The 17,419-nt window shown below is 60.8% G+C and carries 13 protein-coding genes and 6 pseudogenes; 12 read left to right on the forward strand and 7 right to left on the reverse strand.

All coding sequences use genetic code 11. The features are described 5' to 3' along the window. The first annotated feature begins 340 nt into the window (after positions 1-340). Positions 341-493: a hypothetical protein gene (locus tag DPM13_RS27365; RefSeq protein ID WP_189654726.1), complete on the forward strand. Its 153-nt coding sequence runs from the start codon at positions 341-343 to the stop codon at positions 491-493. 254 nt (positions 494-747) lie between these two features. Here the strand turns inward: DPM13_RS27365 and DPM13_RS20015 are convergent, their stop codons facing one another. Further along, positions 748-936 carry a hypothetical protein gene (locus tag DPM13_RS20015; protein ID WP_145963426.1) on the reverse strand — a complete coding sequence of 63 codons (189 nt, stop codon included), beginning with the start codon at positions 934-936 and terminating at the stop codon, positions 748-750. Positions 937-2,033: 1,097 nt separating this feature from the next. Here DPM13_RS20015 and DPM13_RS23940 point away from each other — a divergent pair. Next, positions 2,034-2,555, forward strand: a pseudogene (locus DPM13_RS23940) (transposase); the annotation flags it as partial. 8 nt (positions 2,556-2,563) lie between these two features. Here DPM13_RS23940 and DPM13_RS15655 read toward each other — a convergent pair. Continuing rightward, positions 2,564-3,330, reverse strand: a protein-coding gene (locus DPM13_RS15655; RefSeq protein ID WP_262983151.1) for an IS5 family transposase whose coding sequence is annotated in 2 segments (ribosomal slippage) — positions 2,564-3,018 and positions 3,018-3,330 — 768 coding nt in all. Because the reading frame shifts where the segments join, the coding sequence is not laid out codon by codon here. Further along, complete coding sequence (locus DPM13_RS21285) at positions 3,327-3,482, reverse strand: hypothetical protein (protein ID WP_189654954.1); 156 nt, start codon at positions 3,480-3,482, stop codon at positions 3,327-3,329. Before DPM13_RS21285 ends, DPM13_RS15655 begins: the two co-directional genes overlap by 4 nt. 97 nt (positions 3,483-3,579) lie before the next feature. Between DPM13_RS21285 and DPM13_RS15665 the strand changes: the two are divergent. From DPM13_RS15665 to DPM13_RS23950, 4 genes and pseudogenes are all read left to right on the forward strand, one after another. Then, positions 3,580-3,972 (forward strand): annotated as a pseudogene (locus DPM13_RS15665) (IS701 family transposase); the annotation flags it as partial. 898 nt (positions 3,973-4,870) lie between these two features. After that, complete coding sequence (locus DPM13_RS15670; RefSeq protein WP_223252088.1) at positions 4,871-5,035, forward strand: hypothetical protein; 165 nt, start codon at positions 4,871-4,873, stop codon at positions 5,033-5,035. Positions 5,036-5,365: 330 nt separating this feature from the next. Beyond that, positions 5,366-5,659 carry a lytic murein transglycosylase gene (locus DPM13_RS23945; RefSeq protein ID WP_223252089.1) on the forward strand — a complete coding sequence of 98 codons (294 nt, stop codon included), beginning with the start codon at positions 5,366-5,368 and terminating at the stop codon, positions 5,657-5,659. 168 nt (positions 5,660-5,827) lie between these two features. Next, complete coding sequence (locus tag DPM13_RS23950; protein ID WP_223252090.1) at positions 5,828-6,298, forward strand: hypothetical protein; 471 nt, start codon at positions 5,828-5,830, stop codon at positions 6,296-6,298. Between the two features lie 212 nt (positions 6,299-6,510). On the opposite strand, the gene DPM13_RS20025 is transcribed toward DPM13_RS23950, so the two are convergent. Further along, complete coding sequence (locus DPM13_RS20025; protein ID WP_145963429.1) at positions 6,511-6,819, reverse strand: hypothetical protein; 309 nt, start codon at positions 6,817-6,819, stop codon at positions 6,511-6,513. Positions 6,820-7,182: 363 nt separating this feature from the next. On the opposite strand from DPM13_RS20025, the pseudogene DPM13_RS15695 reads away from it, so the two are divergent. The 3 pseudogenes from DPM13_RS15695 to DPM13_RS15710 all read left to right on the forward strand — a co-directional run. Next, a pseudogene (locus DPM13_RS15695) lies at positions 7,183-7,453 on the forward strand (ABC transporter substrate-binding protein); the annotation flags it as partial. Positions 7,454-7,623: 170 nt separating this feature from the next. Then, positions 7,624-7,761 (forward strand): annotated as a pseudogene (locus DPM13_RS23955) (SH3 domain-containing protein); the annotation flags it as partial. Between the two features lie 2,921 nt (positions 7,762-10,682). Then, positions 10,683-10,952, forward strand: a pseudogene (locus DPM13_RS15710) (4-hydroxyphenylpyruvate dioxygenase); the annotation flags it as partial. A gap of 827 nt (positions 10,953-11,779) precedes the next feature. Here DPM13_RS15710 and DPM13_RS20030 read toward each other — a convergent pair. Both DPM13_RS20030 and DPM13_RS27370 read right to left on the reverse strand, forming a co-directional pair. Continuing rightward, the gene (locus tag DPM13_RS20030) at positions 11,780-11,983 is read right to left on the reverse strand and encodes a hypothetical protein (RefSeq protein WP_189654728.1); all 204 of its coding nucleotides are present in this window, start codon (positions 11,981-11,983) and stop codon (positions 11,780-11,782) included. An 872-nt stretch (positions 11,984-12,855) separates the two neighbouring features. Then, positions 12,856-13,065 (reverse strand): MBL fold metallo-hydrolase, encoded by a 210-nt coding sequence (locus tag DPM13_RS27370; RefSeq protein ID WP_397244814.1) that lies wholly within the window; start codon positions 13,063-13,065, stop codon positions 12,856-12,858. A 768-nt stretch (positions 13,066-13,833) separates the two neighbouring features. Between DPM13_RS27370 and DPM13_RS15725 the strand changes: the two genes are divergently transcribed. Then, a complete protein-coding gene (locus DPM13_RS15725) occupies positions 13,834-14,025 on the forward strand; it encodes a hypothetical protein (protein ID WP_112888359.1) in 192 nt (63 codons plus the stop codon). Positions 14,026-15,541: 1,516 nt separating this feature from the next. On the opposite strand, the pseudogene DPM13_RS26230 reads toward DPM13_RS15725, so the two are convergent. Further along, a pseudogene (locus DPM13_RS26230) lies at positions 15,542-15,652 on the reverse strand (carboxyl transferase domain-containing protein); the annotation flags it as partial. A 317-nt stretch (positions 15,653-15,969) separates the two neighbouring features. Between DPM13_RS26230 and DPM13_RS15735 the strand changes: the two are divergent. Together DPM13_RS15735 and DPM13_RS27375 are read left to right on the forward strand one after the other, a co-directional pair. After that, a complete protein-coding gene (locus tag DPM13_RS15735) occupies positions 15,970-16,173 on the forward strand; it encodes an MBL fold metallo-hydrolase (RefSeq protein ID WP_223252091.1) in 204 nt (67 codons plus the stop codon). 320 nt (positions 16,174-16,493) lie between these two features. Beyond that, positions 16,494-16,976 carry a helix-turn-helix domain-containing protein gene (locus DPM13_RS27375; RefSeq protein ID WP_397244819.1) on the forward strand — a complete coding sequence of 161 codons (483 nt, stop codon included), beginning with the start codon at positions 16,494-16,496 and terminating at the stop codon, positions 16,974-16,976. Positions 16,977-17,419 lie beyond the last annotated feature (443 nt).

Raw genomic sequence — 17,419 nt, forward strand, 5'->3', positions numbered from 1 at the left:
TCAGGTGCGCGGTATAGGCGTTCCATTCCTGCGTTCTTCGTTGTCTTCGTACTTGATGAACGCCGCCGAGAAGGCATCCCCAAGCGCGCCTTTCAGTTCGGTGTCCTCGTCGAAGGCGCGGATGGCATCCAGCAGGTTCAGCAGTTTCGGCGCGCCCGCACCGCATCCATCACCCCGATGTCGCCCGCCACCGTTTCGACCAGCAGCATCCGGTTGTAGCTGTCCGGGGTTTCGCCCGGCGGCAGGTTTCCTGCTTGGTATGGTTTTCCGCCGGGCGCGCGGACCAGGCCAGCGCATAGCTGTCGCCGGCCAGCGCGATCGGGCCGGGCAGGCGCAGATGATGGTCGACTGCGCCTTCGCGGGTCCCAAGACAGGGCTGGTGAAAGCACTGGCCCCGCGCCGCGCGGCGGTTGAAGATGTCCAGATGCTTGCCCTCGGTATCGATCGCGGCTCCGGCCTTGGCGGTGCGTTCGAATGCGCCTCGATCACATAGCGGGGCGACACCAGCAGGTCAGCGCGCTCTTGCCCGACCCCGTCCACCTGGGCCAACTCGGCCGCGGCCCGGTCTCGAGGCGGCCAGGTTGTCGGTCGCCGCGTCGCCAGTCCAACGCCCGATCGTAGCAATCCAGCGTCGGAGGTCGCCGGCGCTTTCTTGCTGATGACTGGCCGGCCCAGCAGTGCTGTCAGCACCGTGCCAAGTGCTATCAACCGCGCCAGGCATTCCGGGCTTTGAAATTGCGGGATTTACTAGAAGGCGGCGACCGGATTACCCGATCGCCGCCTCTTGCCAGCTTGTGGAATGATCAGCGTAGAATTTCCGAAACCAATCCGAGAACCTGCACCACGATCTGCGACGGGGCATGGCGTCGACGGCAGCACGGCGCGGTCGGTGACCAGCCAGCCGATACAGCGGCAGCCGGCCAGCAGGCGTTTCATGCGAGGTGAAATTCCTGCCTGCGCTGCCACCTGATCCAGGGGCAAGGGATGTTCAATCGTCGAAGCCATAAGGGTCACGACCTGCCGCAACCGCGTCGATCCAGGAAGCGGCACGGCCCCAATCCCACCGCGTCGAGCCGCCACTCGATCTCCTGACCTCGGCCCGACGTGCGGCGGCCATAAGGTGACATGCCTTCGGTCAAGTCCTACTTCGGCTCACGCGGAGAATTTGAATGGGCACGCTGACATCGCTTCAGGATGGCGTCGATCTGACGAACGCCGCCTGATGCAGCCGCTCGTCTTGCAATGGCCGGGAGGGGAGCATGCCCTTCTCGCCTCGGCCTGTCCGAGCTGGAAACCATCCAGCAGGTACAGACAGGACGCGGCCTGCCGCCGGATTCCGTCGGCCCGTCTCGACAGGCTGCGCCACGTCGCATGCTGTCGTGGCTAGGTCACGCTCAGATCGAGGCTGCCGCCGTCGTCGAGCGCCGCCGTGGGCTGAACAGGATCCGGTCCTCGCCTGACGCTGAAAACCGCACCTCGGCGTCGCCCCGGGCACGGTGCACGGCCACCATCCGCCGCGAAGGCCTCGACGTCATGGCCCGGCATCCGGCTCTCCGACCGCGGCGTGGCACGTCATGGTTTCGGCAAGGACAGGCGCAGGCGAACAGCACCGCCGCAGCGCGAGGCCAACATGGCAATCTTTCGAAGATCTTTCCTGACGCTGGCCCCTCCATCGCACGACGCGGCGACGTGCTGCTGACCTGGTCGTGTCTGTCAGGGGGTGTCGGCCAGTCGCCGATCGGGGCCTTGCTGGGCACGAACCTTGCGTCGTAGACTGGACGCGGATTCAGGTCTTTCTTTATACGGAGCGAAGCCTACTGCGCTCGCTGCACTGCGCTTGTTCGACGGAATAGTTTTCGGTATCCTCGCCCTGTGATATTCGGTTTAGCCGAGTTGTTCTCTTCTACGGCGGCTTCGGCTTCGATTGGCAAAACTCCACTTCGCCATCTACTAGCATTACAGCTGCGTTTTCTTCTGATCTCTGAATCAATGGGTTACCATGATTTAGATGAGGTCATGGATGTCGGGATTGGCTGTCAAGGAAAACGTTGGAGCTTTGGGCTTCGTCGCTTCGGGATGTGAAGTCGCAGACGCGGGTTCTGTTCACACAGGAACGGGTTGCGGCATCGGCCGGTCAGTTTCTGGATGGCCTGCTGGGAAACGAACGGCGCAAGACCGGCTGGATGCGGGCCGAAGCGGCGGCGACAGGGCCCCTGGCGGCCGCACCGATTTCCTCGAGGCCACCTGCGCGGCGGCCGCGCTGCGCGAGGGCGTGATGCGCAACGCCTCGCTGCTGATCGGGCCGGGGGGTGTGCTGGGCAGCTATGTCAAGCTGTTTTTTGAAGCAGGGCCACGCCTCCTGTGGGGTCGCGCGCCAATATACGGGGTCGGCAGGAAAGATCACCAATTGCCAGATCGGCGTCTTCGCCAGCTACGTCTCGCAGCACGGACATGCTTTTATCGATCGGGCCCTCTATCTGCCGAAAGCATGGGCTGAAGCTCCGGTCAGACGAAGCCGGGCCCATGTGCCCGAGGCGGTGGAGTTCGCCACTAAGAGCGTGTTTCAAAACCATTTGGTCAGGGCTCTGAAGCAGATGATGGCGCAGGCCAGGATGGTGAGGGCGAGGTGAATTTCCGCCTTGCGTTCGTATCTGACGGCGAGGCGGCGAAATTGGGAAAGCCAGGCGAAGCTGCGTTCGACGACCCAGCGATGCTTTCCGAGATGGGCGCTGCTTTCGACACCCTTTCGGGCGATGCGATGCTTGATACTACGTTTGCTGCAAGCCCGGCGGCAGCGGGCATAGTCGTAGCCCTTGTCCGCATGGAGCTTGCCGGGCCGCTTGCGTGGCCGTCCCCGCTTACCTTGGACAGGAGGAATGGCATCAAGCAAAGGCTCAAGCATTCTACTATCGTGGAGGTTGGCGCCGCTGAGACGCACCGTCAGGGGAATGCCCCGCCTGTCAGTGATGATGTGGCGCTTCGTGCCGGGGCGGCCGCGATCCGTCGGGTTCGGCCCGATGACGTCGCCCCCTTTTTTGCCGCGATGGACGCACTGTCCATGCAGGCCCGGCTCCAGTCCAGGTGACCGGCGCGGTGCAACTGGTGCAGCAAGGTCCGATGCAACTGGTCCCAGATCCCGGCCAACTGCCAATCTCTGAGCCTTCGCCAGCATGTCACACCTGAGCCACAGCCCATCTCGGCGGGCAACATCCGCCAAGGGATACCGCTCATCAGGACAAAGAGGATCCCGGCCAGGGCAGCACGGTCCGATATCCGAGGCCGCCCGCCTTTCGAGGACAGAGATATGGGTGGCAGCAAGGGTTCGATCATGGCCCAAAGGCCATCAGAGACAAGGCGCAGGTGAACAAGACCGACCGCAATGAAGCGCGCGGGATTGCCCAGAAGGCCGTCATCATGCCCCCCATCGCCCGCAGCATGCCGGGGGTGTTTGTCATCACATAATCAGCCTCGGCAAAGTTCATGGTCCCGCCAATCGAGGGTCGATGGCGTTGGCATATCGAAATGAGCACTGCGTTCCGTCGCAGGCAAAAGGCTAAATTCTCTATGCGTTCCGTCGCCTTCAATTCCTGGGGGAAAGCCTATGCCGTCAGCGGGACGGCCGGGAGCATCGCGGAAGACTTGCCGCCCGAGGCTTGGCAGCGTCTTTCGGCTGGCACAGGAACCAAGGGCGAGCGCCTTCATGACTGGGTCTATATCGAACTGTCCGATCTCGATGCTGCGGATTTCAACGCAGATTTCGGCGAGCTCTGGACCCGAGGCCTGCTGATCCGGCGCAACATCGCTGATGGCGAGTTGGCGTTCTTCACCACATGGTGTCCGGAGGGCACGGGCATGGAAACACTGGTGCGTGTCGAAGGACATCGCTGGGCAATCGAGGACAGCTTCGAGACCGCAAAGAATGAACTCGGCCTCGATCACAACGAGACCCGTTCCTGGCACGGCGTCGATCGTTGATTGGCTATCGCTGGTCATGCATCCCCCTAATAGACGTTAACGCAACACTACACCGCACCAAAACGCAGTAACCAACGCATTGGCCGGCCCGCGACCGGGAATGCAGCTCCCACAGCCAAGCTGAGCACGGCCAACGTCAGATTGAACCGGCTTATATTATCGCTTGGTCGATGTGGCGAAGGGCTCATCAAGCCGCAGCAAGGCACGCACGACCTTCACAGAACCGCTGCCTGTAATGCGAGAATAGCTGCGGATGAGCCCGAAACCTGCCATCCATCCATCCGCTCTGGAACCGGCCTGTCCCGGCCTCGCCGCCCCGGCAGACACGCCTGCGAATCAGCCTGGCGACCAGATCAGCCTTTGCTGCATGGCTGAGGCTACCTGCAGGACGGCTACCGCACCTCGACCGCGCGAGGTCGCTGAAAGCGACCACCGCCTGCATCGGGCTTGCGGATACATGACGGAACCGATCCCGTTCAGGCCCCGCGCCGAAAAACGCAACCATCGACGCCCCACCGGGATGGATGCATTTACGACGCTCCGGCGATACGGCGAGGTTCTGGCACGGGAGGCAGGGCGCCGCGGCCTGCGCTCGGTGATCGCCTGCCGCACGAGCGTCCAAGCTGAGCCGCTGGCAAACGAGCTTGCCTGGCACCGCGCGATCGAGGTCGAGCAGGCCGCAGCCCAGGTAGGGGCTTGCCAGCGCTGCTCGATTGCCCGTTCCCTTTCGGCAACAGCGAGCCCCTCGTTGAGGCCTGGCTGGCGGCGAGAAGGTCCATACCATCGACTCACCGGCGACATCCCGGCGGCCACTTCTGCCACGACCTGAAGCGCATGCCCGGGACGTCCGCTATCCCGCTGCGTCCCGGGGCCGGCTTCGACATTGCCCAACCGGTTGCTGCAGGCTTCGCTGAAGGATTCGGCCGAGATCGACAATGCCTCGGCCAACCTGATGACGGTTTATGAACTGACGGGTCCGGCAACCCGCACCGAAACCCACAAGCGCTGTCGCGCCTATCTGGACGCGGTCGGGCGTGAAGTCGCCGCGACCACAAGCTGACGCCCGTCGGCAACGGCTATTGCATCCGGCGCATCCCGTTTCCCGGCTTCGCGCGCTGGGGGTGACGAACCGCATCGGCTATTTCCACCACATTCCCTGGCCCGCGCATGACCTAACAGCGCTGCCGCCCGCGCTTGCCTGTACGTGCGGCGCAGCCGCAGCTTTGCGACAGATTGCGACAAAATATTTCTGTAAGGTTTCTTGATGCTTGTGCCTGTAAGTGATTGAAGGCCCCAAGCCCGCGCAAGCCAGCCATCCCTCCCTCAGCCCCCCGATCCCGGAGCATGCGATGGCTACGCTTATCCCGCGCCCAGCAATGGGCACCGCCCTTTGCCTGTTGATCTCGATCCCGGCCTTCGCAGGAACTTCAAGGGTCAGGCGCGGGGGCAGGGGATCAGCGACCAGACGCTGGAATTCGCCTTCCGCGACGTGGTCTACAACCCCGAGGTGGTGAAGCGCAGCCAGAACCAGGCCGAGTTCAAGAAATCCCTGTGGGAGTATCTGGAAAACGCCGTGTCGGAAAAGCGGCAGACCAACGGCCGCGCGCGCTCAGCCTGGTATCGGTTGGCGTGGGCCTGTCGGTGGTACCCGAATCCGTGGCGCAGACGACCCGGCCCGGCGTGACCTATCGGCCCTATGCGGGTTACAACCCCGGCACCGGGCTGACCGTCCATGCCCGGCTGGACAACCGTTCGCCCCAGGTCATGAAAGTCCCTGGTTGGAGTGCTTGGAGCACTGGACTTGGGCATTTCTTAAAGAGCTATATGGCATGTGCTTTGAAAATATGCCATTATGGGCGTCATGGTAGCCGAACGAGCGCAAAACCTGAAGAGGCCTCGAGGCATGCCCGCATGGCCGATTGGACCGCGCCGCGACGGCAAGGGCTATGGCATCGCCTATGCGAAAAGCTTCGGCACCTATGTCGCCGAGGTGGTCGAGGTCGAGGATCGCGGCGGCACCCCGCGCGTCACCCGCGTCTGGTGCGCCGTCGATTGCGGCATCGCCGTCAACCCCAAAATGAGCGATGCCGCCGGAACCGTGCAGTACCGGCTCAACAACGGCTTCACTGTCGTCCGCGATGGGAACGGCCCCTGGAAGGCCGAGAAATCGCAGGAACGTGTTGCCGTCCTTTATGGTAGTCAACTGATCGAGACGCGCAAGGCCTTCACCTGGACGTTGTATGGCCAGCCACTGAGTGAGGCCAGCTACGGATGTAGGGCAACCCTTCGGGCTGCCTTTTGCATTGGGGGCAAACCGCCCTGACACGGGATAGTCATTGCGCAGGCCGCACAAATCCAGCCAGAAGCCGCGGTGTGGGTGTTTTCGAGCCGAAGAAGGGGGGCTCCTGGCGGTCGGTGATGTCGCTTCCACTGAGGTTGGCGCGGGGGCATCTTACGTCAGGTCAGTGGCACGGCTCGCTTGCCAGCAGCGATTGGACACGTCCCCCCTCCAAGTCGCACCCCGACCCATGCAATTCACCGACGATGATTCCGCATCTTGTTTAGCACCTTCAAGATAGGTTCAAATGCGCGGTTTCGCAAGTCCCTCCAGACTTTGCGATGCGGACTGTCTTTGCCTTCGTGAACTTGCCCATGACCTACGCTCCTGTCACCGCAGCATTTCTGCGGCCGGTGGATGCTGCGCATCTGGCACGCGCCCGTGCCGCTTCCGCCAGTGCACAGCAGGCCGTTTACGCGCCCGGCATCAACAAATGGGAGATCTTGCGCGAGTTGATTGCTGCGCGGACGGTCTTCGGTCTCAGCGATCGTGATCAGCAGCGACATCGAACGTCATTTCCACGCGCTGGTCGTCGAAGGCGCCGCGACGAACGTCACTGTCGAGCCCAGCCGCCGGCTCTACTTCCTGCAAGTGTCCGGGGGCGGGCACGCCGTAACGGCGGAGTCATTGCCCGGCGAAGATCGGTGCCGCCTTGCGCGCCATGAACGCGACAGTTCGGGAACCGGCTGCTAAGCTGCGGCTTGTCTTCGATCGCCTCATCGGCGCAGGGGTGTCGATCCTGTATGATGAGTTGATGCAGGGCATGCAACCGTCTGAGCGACCAACGATGTAGCCGAATGCGCCGTGTCCTGAACAGCGTCCTGCGATTCAGGAGGAGCCACTGAATCGTACGCGCCCGTGGCCGCCGAAACTTCTACTGGAACCGGGACGAGGCATCGCGCAAGTTCGCCGAGCGCTTCAAGGAACGGGCCGGCGTGATGCCGAACATGGTCCACGCCGGGACCTATTCCGCCGTGACCCAGTACCTGAAGGCCATCGAGGCCGCCGGCACGGATGAAACCGAGGCCGTCGCCGCCAAGCTGCACGAGATGCCGGTGGACGATGTCTTTGCCCAGGGCGGCAAGGTCGGCGCCAATGGCCGCCTGATCAAAGGATGTCTACCTGATGGAGGTGAAAGCAAACTGCGTCGGCTGATTACGAAGCACCGTATAGTGTTATCAGAGGCACCAGCTTTTAAGAACGCATAACCACATACCAGAAAAAAGACTTCAGCGCATCAAGGTCCAACGCCATGGTCAGAGAACTCTGAACCCGGCTTGTTCAGTCGGCGGCATCGGGAGTGCATGCGCATCGGCCTGCCTGACGGAACGCGCCTCACCCGCCAGAACTGCGTCACGAATAACGGTAAGGTCTGGTGCAGAGTCTCACTCACCGACAGGCCTGGTATCTCGGGTTACGTTTCAGCGGACTATCTGGCGCATCGCTGACAGCAACATGGTCGGCCCGATGATACGCGCGACGTCTTCGACGCGGTCTTTCTGACTATGCGCCCGCCGGTCGCAACGCGACAACCCCAGAAATCGGTCGACCGGCCGAGCATATCCATAGCGAACCCGCCACAAGACCTACTGGAGTGACGACCCGGCAGCCATGCCAGACGATCCGCTGGCGGATGGGTGCGCGCACAGGCGCTTCACGAATCGAGTAGACCGGCTTGTGCCTCGGCTCAACGCGCAACCGACAGCGGAGGCGGACGACACGCGGCTCCGCTTTCAGCAGGTGATCGTTCTGCCCTCGCACATGGTCGCTGACGCCGCGACCGAACAGCTGCGACTTCTACCCGAGCCATGTGCCGACATCCGTCGTACGCCAAAACAGAGCGGTCATTCTCCGATGAACTCGCGGTCCCCACCTGTCACCCTCGAGGACCTCGCCGGCGCTCACAGGCCGCGCAGGGACGTGCCGGGTTTGGCTGCTCGGGCCGCGGGTCAACGAGTACACGCCCTGATCGAGCCGGCTTCCTCGACCGCGACGATCCGCAGTGGTTGCTGATCGCGGCGTCGATGAACAAAACGACATCGGCCATGGCTCCGAGGATGGCCGGCTGCTCTGAACTGAGACCGGCCGCGGCGATCTTTGCTGGAAACACCCGCCGCGCCTGAACGACGGCTTCGATGCCGGGATTGTCTTGCATCGGCGTGACCCTTGGCGATACGGCCAGATTTTCTACGGTGCGATCGCGACCTCGGCGGCTTCATTGCCGGAAATCTCGTCGCCCGAGCGCCCAAGGGTCTTCTGTGCCGCAATCACAAACGGTGCGTATGGGTGGCGGACTATCTTGTCGTGGGTCAGGGCCTATTTGGTCTCGACGGAGCCGATGCCGTTGATGCAGGAGACCGAGCAACATCGCGAACTGTTCGGCGGCGCTCGGCAAACCCGTGCGATAGCATATCGAAGAGCGGATGAAACAACCGATGCACGATCCTTCCCGGGCGAGGATCCGGCGCTTCCAGGATCGCTGCATTCCGGCGGTAGCACCAAGCGAAACCGGCCGGTCGAACCGCTTCATCGGGATGGCCAGCGCCTGCTCGATCACAGGGAGTGCTGTCAGGTCCTAACGGGCGACAATACGCTCTGGCGGTCAAGAAAAAACAGTATAAAGCACAGGAGGTCGTGTTCGACCTGGCAACCGCGCGCTCACAGGCGGGGCCGAGGCCCTGTCTCAGGCTCTGGAGGCCGCAGCCCGAACGGCCGGACTCGCCGGCTGGACCCTACGCCCCAACGGCTTCGCTGTCGGCGAACTGACCCTGATGGGCGAAACGCGCCATCTGCGCAGCACCACTGCCCTGAGCGCCCGACATTTGGCCAGAACCGTGATCTTGCGGCCTTCTCCAAAGATGGTACATAGTGCGCGGGCGACGATCCGAATCGTGCCAGCGTTACCTCGCTGCCACCCAAGGCCAGCCAACGGCCGATCTTGAACCGCTCGAGCATGGCCGATTGCGCAGCCTCATCGGTCTTCCCGTTGCTCAGGAGGTCGCCCAGCGGCATCACCACATTGGGGCCGAGATGCGAGAACGGTGTGGGGGCAGCGGTTAGGACGATCCCGATGCCGCCATCTTGCCGGCTGCGCAGAATGACGTCGAGGCGCGACAGCGTCTTCGCCTGATCGAGACGTGATTGGATTGTTTCCCCGCAACCAGATATCTGACGGAGTGCTGTTCGGATCTGGCAGCTTCCAGTTCCTTCAGCCTTTACGCTGTCTCCTCGAGATTTTGGAACGGCAGGATTTCCTGCGCCGGGGTAAACAAGGATCCGTGCCGACGGTGATCCAAGGCCAGTGCATGTAGACAATGACGGCTGGTTCTTTAGCCGAAGTCGATGTCTGCCGGCGCAATTCATATGGACATCTGGGAGGGCAGCGCAGTCGACTTGCAGCGCGAGACTCCGCGATAGCGTTCGATTCAGCTCGGGTCAGGGGGGCCTTGGCTGGTATATCTTCGAAAATCGTAACGTGCTGGACATTCCGGCGGTGTTCGCAGGCCTTCTGACCGTCATCGTGATCGGTCTGGTGGTCGAAAACCTGATCTTTCGCATAACCATCGAACGCGAAATGCACACTTCGTGCCATGGCAGCTGTCAGAGGGCGGATCGATGTCTGGCCAAAGGGAGCCGGCAGCTTCAAGGTCTGAACTCATGTTTACTCATGACAAAGTATACTTAGCCGCAAGCTTGGGAATTTCCTGCTCGACCAATCGCAAGTATCGTTGGTTGCGTGCCCGGGAGCGGAACCTACGCCAAAGCGCGCCAAACTACGCAGACGCGCTCCGGTAGAAACTTTACCTGCGCGCAGCCGTGGTTGCACTGTGGCGGCAAGCAGGCAGGAGATGACAAAATAGAAAAACTGAGAAAATGCAGAGCCGAACACCGCGTGCGCGCAGCTCGGATAAAGAAGAGCTGGGGGTGAATCTTTCGGCGCCATAGGGCTCATCCTTTGAGGTTCTACTCTCCGGTAAACCCGGGGCGGTTCAGTCAATCACATGGCAGTCTGCTTGCTGACCTGAAGGCTGCCATTCATTCGGCCGAACTGACTGAATGGATACCCGGATTTCAGGATCTAGGAGCGCCAGCTAGTCGCCTAGCGTGTTTCCGCAGGCAACGAGTTGAACGAATATCGGACAACCGTTCATGCAGGTTGGCCTATGCGAGCAGCCGCCGCAGCGTTGGAGGAAAGTAGAGTCGGAATGAGCGGACGTTTTCCGAGCCGTGCCAGATGTCCAGAAGCGAAGGTTTCATTGAGCTGTCGCCTTCGACCAAGCGCTCTGACGACACGATACACCTTCATGCTCTTCGCAGACTGTCAGAGAGAACCGACCAGCATCGCAAGATCAACAGCGCGTTATTGGCATCCATTGGGGCGCCCGCCGTCTACGGCATCGGCGGCTCGCTTTTGTATTTCATCGACAAATATGGCGCCGAAGGCAGTGCCTATGAGGCCGATTACGCCTGGCTGGACGAGGTGAACCCCCGCCCCGAAGGCTTTGGCTTCTACTACCTCGACCACCTGACGCACAATGTCATCCGCGGCAACATGGACACCTGGTACAGGTTCTACCACGACACGTTCAACTTCCGCGAGATCAAGTATTTCGATATCAGTGGGCAGGCAGCCGGCCTATATCCACATGATGGTCAACGGAGCGAAGGCTATCGCCCGCTGATCTCGCAGATCTACGATTCCAGCAGCTAATACCTCGACAACGACTCGGTCTTCGCGGTCAAGGAGGAGCTGATCGGCGAATTCCGCAAGGCACCGGAAGTTGTCTGTGGCGGAGTCGATCGGGGTGTTGGTTGGGGTTCAACGCCGCCCAGCGCGCTGTGTAGGACCCTGACGACCTGAACCTCCGTGCACGGCGTCAAGGAATCAGCGAGCAGCCATTGCGCCCATGCCGGGTAGAGCGCAGCAGCAGAACACGCAAGATTGTCCACCAGTTGGCAAGTGATAATGTCCATAACTCGGGGAAGTGCGGCAGCCAATGGCTCGCGCTCACGCACAGAAAATGACAAGTAAATGAATTTTCAGAGCGCTAAGAAAATCCAAACCAGAGAGCGGGAAACATGACGCGAAGAAGCGATTCCGAAGGTTGTCATGGCATAGACAAAGAACCTGCTCGACGGCGAGGTAACGATAAGGCTCTAGTCAAGACAAAAACAAACAAATCTCGGCAGATTGGATCGACAGATACCGGGATTTCGAGCTCCTCGAGTTCGACAACGGCATGACCACCCGCAAAGCTCGAATCCATCGTGTCAAGGCTCCGACTCGGACGCAGGACAGTGGCCATGCGGCTCGATCAGGGTCTTCAGCACAGCCGAACATTGCGACGATAGACCAATGCCCAGGGCTGTCGGGACCGACAGGCCGCCGAGCCGAATTCGTTACGGCAACGAGGATGTCCCAGCAAAGCCATATAGAAAAAACGAAGTCGACGAAACGCGACGAGATCATGGAACGCCTCCTTTTCGGCATGGCATCGCCGTCTCCAGCGATGCCGCCACAACTGTGTCCCAGACATTGTCGTCATATGCTTCCTCGAGCACGCCTCCGACTGATTCAACTGCAAGGATGTCCTTGCCTTTGAGTACGGCCGGGTCGAAATCCTGATGGTATTTCTTGCGGATTCCCATGTCCGAGATTGAGAGTTTCATTGTAGGATGGCCAGTTATTTGTTTGTTACATCGTGGGTGTAGTTCTGCTCATGAAGCTTGCACAGCGACCCGTCGGCTACAGCTTCAAGGCATAGAGAAATCTCGCCCGAGCAACGGATCGGCCACAGGCAGGACTAAAATCGGACCATTCGACGCCATCGCGAAATCGGATGCTGCGATGTCGCAGAAGCAGATTGCACTGCACGTAGGCTCTGGCCGATTCGCCCAACAACGCCTCGTCCCCTCTGGACGGAATAGACTGCGCACCCTGCTTCACGGAATAGGGTGCACGCGCGATCGCGTTCCACCGAGCCGACATGCGTGGCGGCGTCCAAGAAGCACGCGGGCCACTCCGGCGGTGTTGCGTCAGGCCGCGGCTGCCTTGTCCAACCCATGATCGGTCAGGAGCTTATCGACACGTAGCCGACAGGCTGCGGGTCTGCATGATACGTCTCATTCCTGTTTGCAGCGGGCTTTCTATCTGCAATCATGCGAAATGAAAGTTAGCTCGTATCTGGAAAGCAGATGGATGCAGGTTTCCATTGAACAGCTCGAAGCCTTTGCCGCCGCCGCCGAGCAGGACTCAGCGTTCGCGAGAAGGGCTTTAACGGCGCAACGTCTTCGCTTCGTTTGCACTAGCCGGGGGCAATAGGCGGACGTTCAGCTGATATGCTCGGCAAAGTTCGGGCCGCCTCGCAAGCCGCGATCGCGGCGGTTTCGTTCGCTATGCGCGCGAGCAGATAGATAGCGGATCACGCACTTCAAGACCAGGGCGGCCGGGCAGGCGGGCCAACGCTTCGGTCAATGCCTGAGCACGGGCGAGGCTTGACGGCAAGGGACAACGTCATAGGCGAGGTCGAGTTGCCGTCGCTTTAAGAGTTGTGAACCAGAGGCCAGAATCTAACCGAGACGCACTCGCTATCGAACTCCGCCGTGGATAACGTAGTCCTCGACGAAGCGCCGGAAGATCTCATGCGCGTGGTGAAGCTTTCATGCCCCAGAATGGGAGCGCCGAGCATGTCGGCAAGCATCGACGCCCCGGCACAATGATCGGCATGTCCATGCGACAGCAGAATGGCCATGGACAGCTCCGCCGGAATTCCATTCACGAACAGATCGCCCAGTTCAGCCTTCGTGCTGTCGTTCTCGCCCGTGCCGACAATGGCCCGCAGTTCCTCGGAACGAAGGCCTGCGCGGGCAACCGCTGCGGCTCCGCACGACCAGCAGATCCGAATAGATGCACATAGTCCACCTAGCCGTACAAAACTCCAGTGACTAATCGGGGGGGTATTTCTGAACGCAAGTCGTTCACGCGGTGGATGTGCACTGCAAATGGCTCGTCCAGAAGAGTTGACGCGTTGTGTACGATGCCTGCGACCGTGCGGGGTGGCTGGGTTCAGATGGGGTAATCAAGCTTGTCACAGATCGCCTTCTAGCTATCCGCCGCCCAGAACGATATGAGTGTGCTTTAACTTCGTTGATGATGCCCCTGCTTGCGGGATTAGTGTTGACAGCTCGGTCGAGTTTGGCAAGGATTTTGTGAGCGCGGAGCGCTACCGGTTGTGTTTGATGGGCCATCATTTTTAAATTTCTGCTTGGGTTGGGGTGGAGGGTCTTGCGATAATTCTGCTTTCAGGTGCCCGGCGCTGCGATGGGCAGTGCGATGCGGATGCTCGAACAACCCGTGCTAGCCCGGGGCGACCGGATCGATACGAAATTGGTCGTGCATGAACGCCCATTTGGTGACGAGGACATGTATGCGGAAAGGCTGAGCAGCGTGCAACGCGTCGACAATCGCGCATGTTCGCCCGCTGGCGGCACTCCGATCAGTAAATAGAAGTCAATCCGCGATGCCCTCGATCGCGGTCACAGAAGAGGCGCCCTGTCCAGCTATCCCACCGTCAAGCCAGATCGGCTTCAACGTCTGGCCCCGAACAACGACGCACGAAAAGCCGGCACTGGACCGGGTCGAAGGCAAGACCGCCCAATTCAGCGACGGCACCAGCAAGCCGCTCGCAGCCATCAACCTCTGCACGGCCTAGCAATTCTAAAGCTGGGTTTGAGGTGATCATAGCCGAAATGTCGAAGTTTATCCTGTATCTTGCGATAGAAGAACAATGGGTTGGCGAACCCGGATGACGCTCAGCTGGCCCAACGCCCCCAGAGATGCGTCCCGAGAGACTAAACCGGACAACAACAGATAAGAGCGGCTAGACGCTTTACCTCGATCTTCTCTGCTCGGATGGAGCAGAAAGTTGTCGAGCTGCTGCGGAACTTCGCAAGGACTATCGCGCTTCGATCAGGACGCGAGAACGCGATAGTTCACGAGCAGACGATTTCGAGATGCCTCCATCCGCTTCTACCATAGCCCAGTTCCAAATCCTTCTCTTGACTCTGCAGGACAATTGAATCTGGGCACTATTGCTCGTACCAGCGAATTTACCGCGGACAAGCCGCTCCCGGTCACCAAGCACAAAAAGCCGTCGAAAGTCTTCCTCAGCTATGCTCGTGAAACTTCTCGACACGTTTTAAATGCCTAAAGACACTTTCCTGTTCGGGGCCCCAGCCACCCGACACCGGACTGCCGGGGGGCGGGGGGCTGCTGCTTGCGATCCTGGTTGCATGATTTGCTATTTCATCACGTGAACATGTATGTTAAATAATATAAAAGTTGACAAGAACATCTAGACCGTGCATATTCTTATTGTCTTGACCAGCGCCAGGATCTCATAGACCATCGCCTGATTGGCGCGCTGGTTCATATTCTATCCACAAAAACCATAGAGCAATCCCGAATGGTATGCGCAACCAGCTCGTCCTCCACAACGCATACTGCAACAGCCGGGCAACCACCTTCCGAAAAATCCTGCTGAACATAAAATTGCAAAATCTACGGCGGGTCCGGCCCATCCGACGATATTCTTGGCTCAAGGGCCCCTTTCGCAAGCCAGGGCAGCCATAGGCCGAAACTTCTGAGCCCCGCTCGCCGGGCCTGCATTGATCATGTCCGCCGTGAGCTGGGCGTTTACCTGCTGCAACGCACACAGACAGAGTTCCGCCCTCGCATAACCCGGGCAGCGTGATCACTGGTCCGCGCATGGATGACCGCTTCCCGTATGTGCTGCAGCCGCCATGCCGCGCTGCCATCCGTCGGCTTTCCGCCGAGACTGTGTAAAAACTTCCTTCTGTAGCACCGACTTATGAGCTCCTGTGCCTGAGATCAACGTGAGAAAGTTCTGCTCAACTTTGCCTGAAGCGCCACTTGGCGGAAATAGTTCTCGCCAGACCCGAGGATTTTGAGTTTTGACACAGCCTCGGCCCACCAGAGATGCGATGACACGGGCCGGCCTGCAAGGCAGCGATCCGGCTGAGGGCCTGCAAAGAAATCGACTGTGAATCATGACTTCCAGTGCAAGCCTCGATAAGCATGTAACGGACCAAAGACGCGTTGATGCTCTGCCCCCCTTGACGCAGACTTCAGTCATCGCAGAGGTGCGCCCGGAGAAGTCTCGCGATCAACATTTGCGTTTCTGGCGTCCGGTGCCGAAGCGCTCCTTGCTCCTCGAAATCCGAGCCGTCGACGATGCGGCCGATGATCTCGCGGATGTCATAGGGGGTCTTGGCGTCGACGGGGATGACGCCGGGGATCTGGGCGGGGTCCAGCACCGGGGCGACGGACGCCCTCAGCGGGATGGCACGGCGTGGGCTACCAGGCCCATCCCGCGTCGAGGACGAAGATGCCGGGGGGCTGGGGAAGCCGTCATGTCGACCAGCACGGCTTCGACCTTGCCGTCCTTGCTCAGGACCAGGTCGCTGATTTCGCCGATATCGTCCCAGTCGTCGCCGGCCGCGTTCAGCTCGTCGCGGATCGACGACGGCGGAGGGTAGGCGCGAGCGGACTCACCGCCCCGGTCACCCGGCCGGCCGCCCTAGCGGGGCGGGGCGTCGCATGCGCAATCGCCACGAAGGTATCTTCCGGGCTTTCGATGAAAATGGAGCCGGTCCGCTATCTGATCCTGACGCATTACCACGCGGTGCGCGTTCTGGGCGCCAGCGCCTTTGACGCGGGCGACATCGTCATGTCCGAGGCCTCGCGCGATCTGGTGGCCGAGCGCGGCGAGCAGGACTGGAAAAGCGAATTCGGCCGGATGCCGCGGCCTGGCCGAACGCCGACGAGGTGCCGGGCCTGACCTGGCGGAGCGGGCCCCGGCCGGTATCGGCCTCCGGACCAGCTGATGCAGTTCCTTCAACCTTTCAGAACCTTTGAAATTATGTGCAGTTCGAATCGGGCCGAAAATCGCTGAACAAAAGCCAAACGATTGCATGGGAATCGGCGGCCCGGATGGAGATCGAGAACGCGCATTTCATCCTCGATCTGCTTCGCGGCCTGATCGGATGGGCCATCAGCAAGGGCAGGGGGTTCTCGGGCGTTGTGTAATACCACCGGCGCTATCCGTCCGCATCCTGGACCTGGGGCATCGAGATCGCGCTGACTTCGGGGGAAAGCCGCATGCTCGGGCTGCTTCTGGACCATCCGGGCCAGGTGCTGACCCGGATGCGGCTGCTGGACCTGCACGCGGGCCGCGAGGCGCGGGCCTACGACCGGGCCGTCGACACACAGTTCCGGACAGCGAAGGCGGACTATGCCTGCTTCTACGGTTCCCGCGAGTGCCTGAAAATCCGCAAGCCGGCTCTGCTGGTTAACACGCGAAGAACGCGATCGTTTCGAGGCAGTGACGCTTTTGGCGGTGCCTCCGGCCGAAGTCCGCTGGCGGTTTTCACGCTTCTGCCGACTACCAGAGCGTCCGCTGCAATGGCCGGGAGTTCCGACTCGGTGCGATCCAGGCGCAGGTCGTGCGGACCCTGCATGCGGCGGCCATGCGGGGCGAGCCGTGGCAAAGCGGCAAGGCGGTGCTCTCGCAGGCCTGGACGCGCAGCCTCAACATGGCCGACGTTTGCGACAGTCCAAGAAGGAGCACGCAGCTGCTTATGAGCACACGGCCGCAGGGCCTAGCGATGCCGTGGGGCGAGCGGGCCTATGAGTCGAGAGCCCCACACCCCGGCCCAAAAGTTTTGGATCCGAAAAAAACATTATGCCGCTCGTAAGGCGGAAGGAAGCGCATCGGTCAGGAACCGAACCGGATACTTTCGTGCCCATGTTGATCGGGCCGGCTGATCCCCCACCGTATCCCACCGTCCCGGCGACATCCCCGCGCCGCGACGTGCACCCCCTCCCAACGACACACCTCGATACGACGATGCAAACCAGAACCTGCCGAACCAGACCGAACTCGCCACACGCTGGAGCATCTCGGCGCGAATCATCAACGCCGGGTTGGTATCGCGGCGAGAGGGCGGCGTCCCGGCAAGCAGGGGCTGGCCTTTCGGCTCGACTTGCTGCCGACCGTCCTTGAGATGCTGGGCAAGGCTAGGAAA

Origin of the sequence: Paracoccus mutanolyticus (assembly GCF_003285265.1) — a bacterium.
Taxonomy (GTDB): domain Bacteria; phylum Pseudomonadota; class Alphaproteobacteria; order Rhodobacterales; family Rhodobacteraceae; genus Paracoccus; species Paracoccus yeei.

Bases quoted from the DNA above. Each gene is read 5' to 3' on its own strand.
- DPM13_RS15735 (WP_223252091.1), top strand. From the start codon at position 15,970: ATGAAAATGGAGCCGGTCCGCTATCTGATCCTGACGCATTACCACGCG.
- DPM13_RS15725 (WP_112888359.1), top strand. From the start codon at position 13,834: ATGCCCTCGATCGCGGTCACAGAAGAGGCGCCCTGTCCAGCTATCCCA.
- DPM13_RS27375 (WP_397244819.1), top strand. From the start codon at position 16,494: ATGCTCGGGCTGCTTCTGGACCATCCGGGCCAGGTGCTGACCCGGATG.
- DPM13_RS27365 (WP_189654726.1), top strand. From the start codon at position 341: ATGGTCGACTGCGCCTTCGCGGGTCCCAAGACAGGGCTGGTGAAAGCA.
- DPM13_RS21285 (WP_189654954.1), bottom strand. From the start codon at position 3,482: ATGAACTTTGCCGAGGCTGATTATGTGATGACAAACACCCCCGGCATG.
- DPM13_RS20025 (WP_145963429.1), bottom strand. From the start codon at position 6,819: ATGTCGCTGCTGATCACGATCGCTGAGACCGAAGACCGTCCGCGCAGC.
- DPM13_RS27370 (WP_397244814.1), bottom strand. From the start codon at position 13,065: ATGGCCATTCTGCTGTCGCATGGACATGCCGATCATTGTGCCGGGGCG.
- DPM13_RS23950 (WP_223252090.1), top strand. From the start codon at position 5,828: ATGGGCGTCATGGTAGCCGAACGAGCGCAAAACCTGAAGAGGCCTCGA.
- DPM13_RS20015 (WP_145963426.1), bottom strand. From the start codon at position 936: ATGAAACGCCTGCTGGCCGGCTGCCGCTGTATCGGCTGGCTGGTCACC.
- DPM13_RS20030 (WP_189654728.1), bottom strand. From the start codon at position 11,983: ATGAAACTCTCAATCTCGGACATGGGAATCCGCAAGAAATACCATCAG.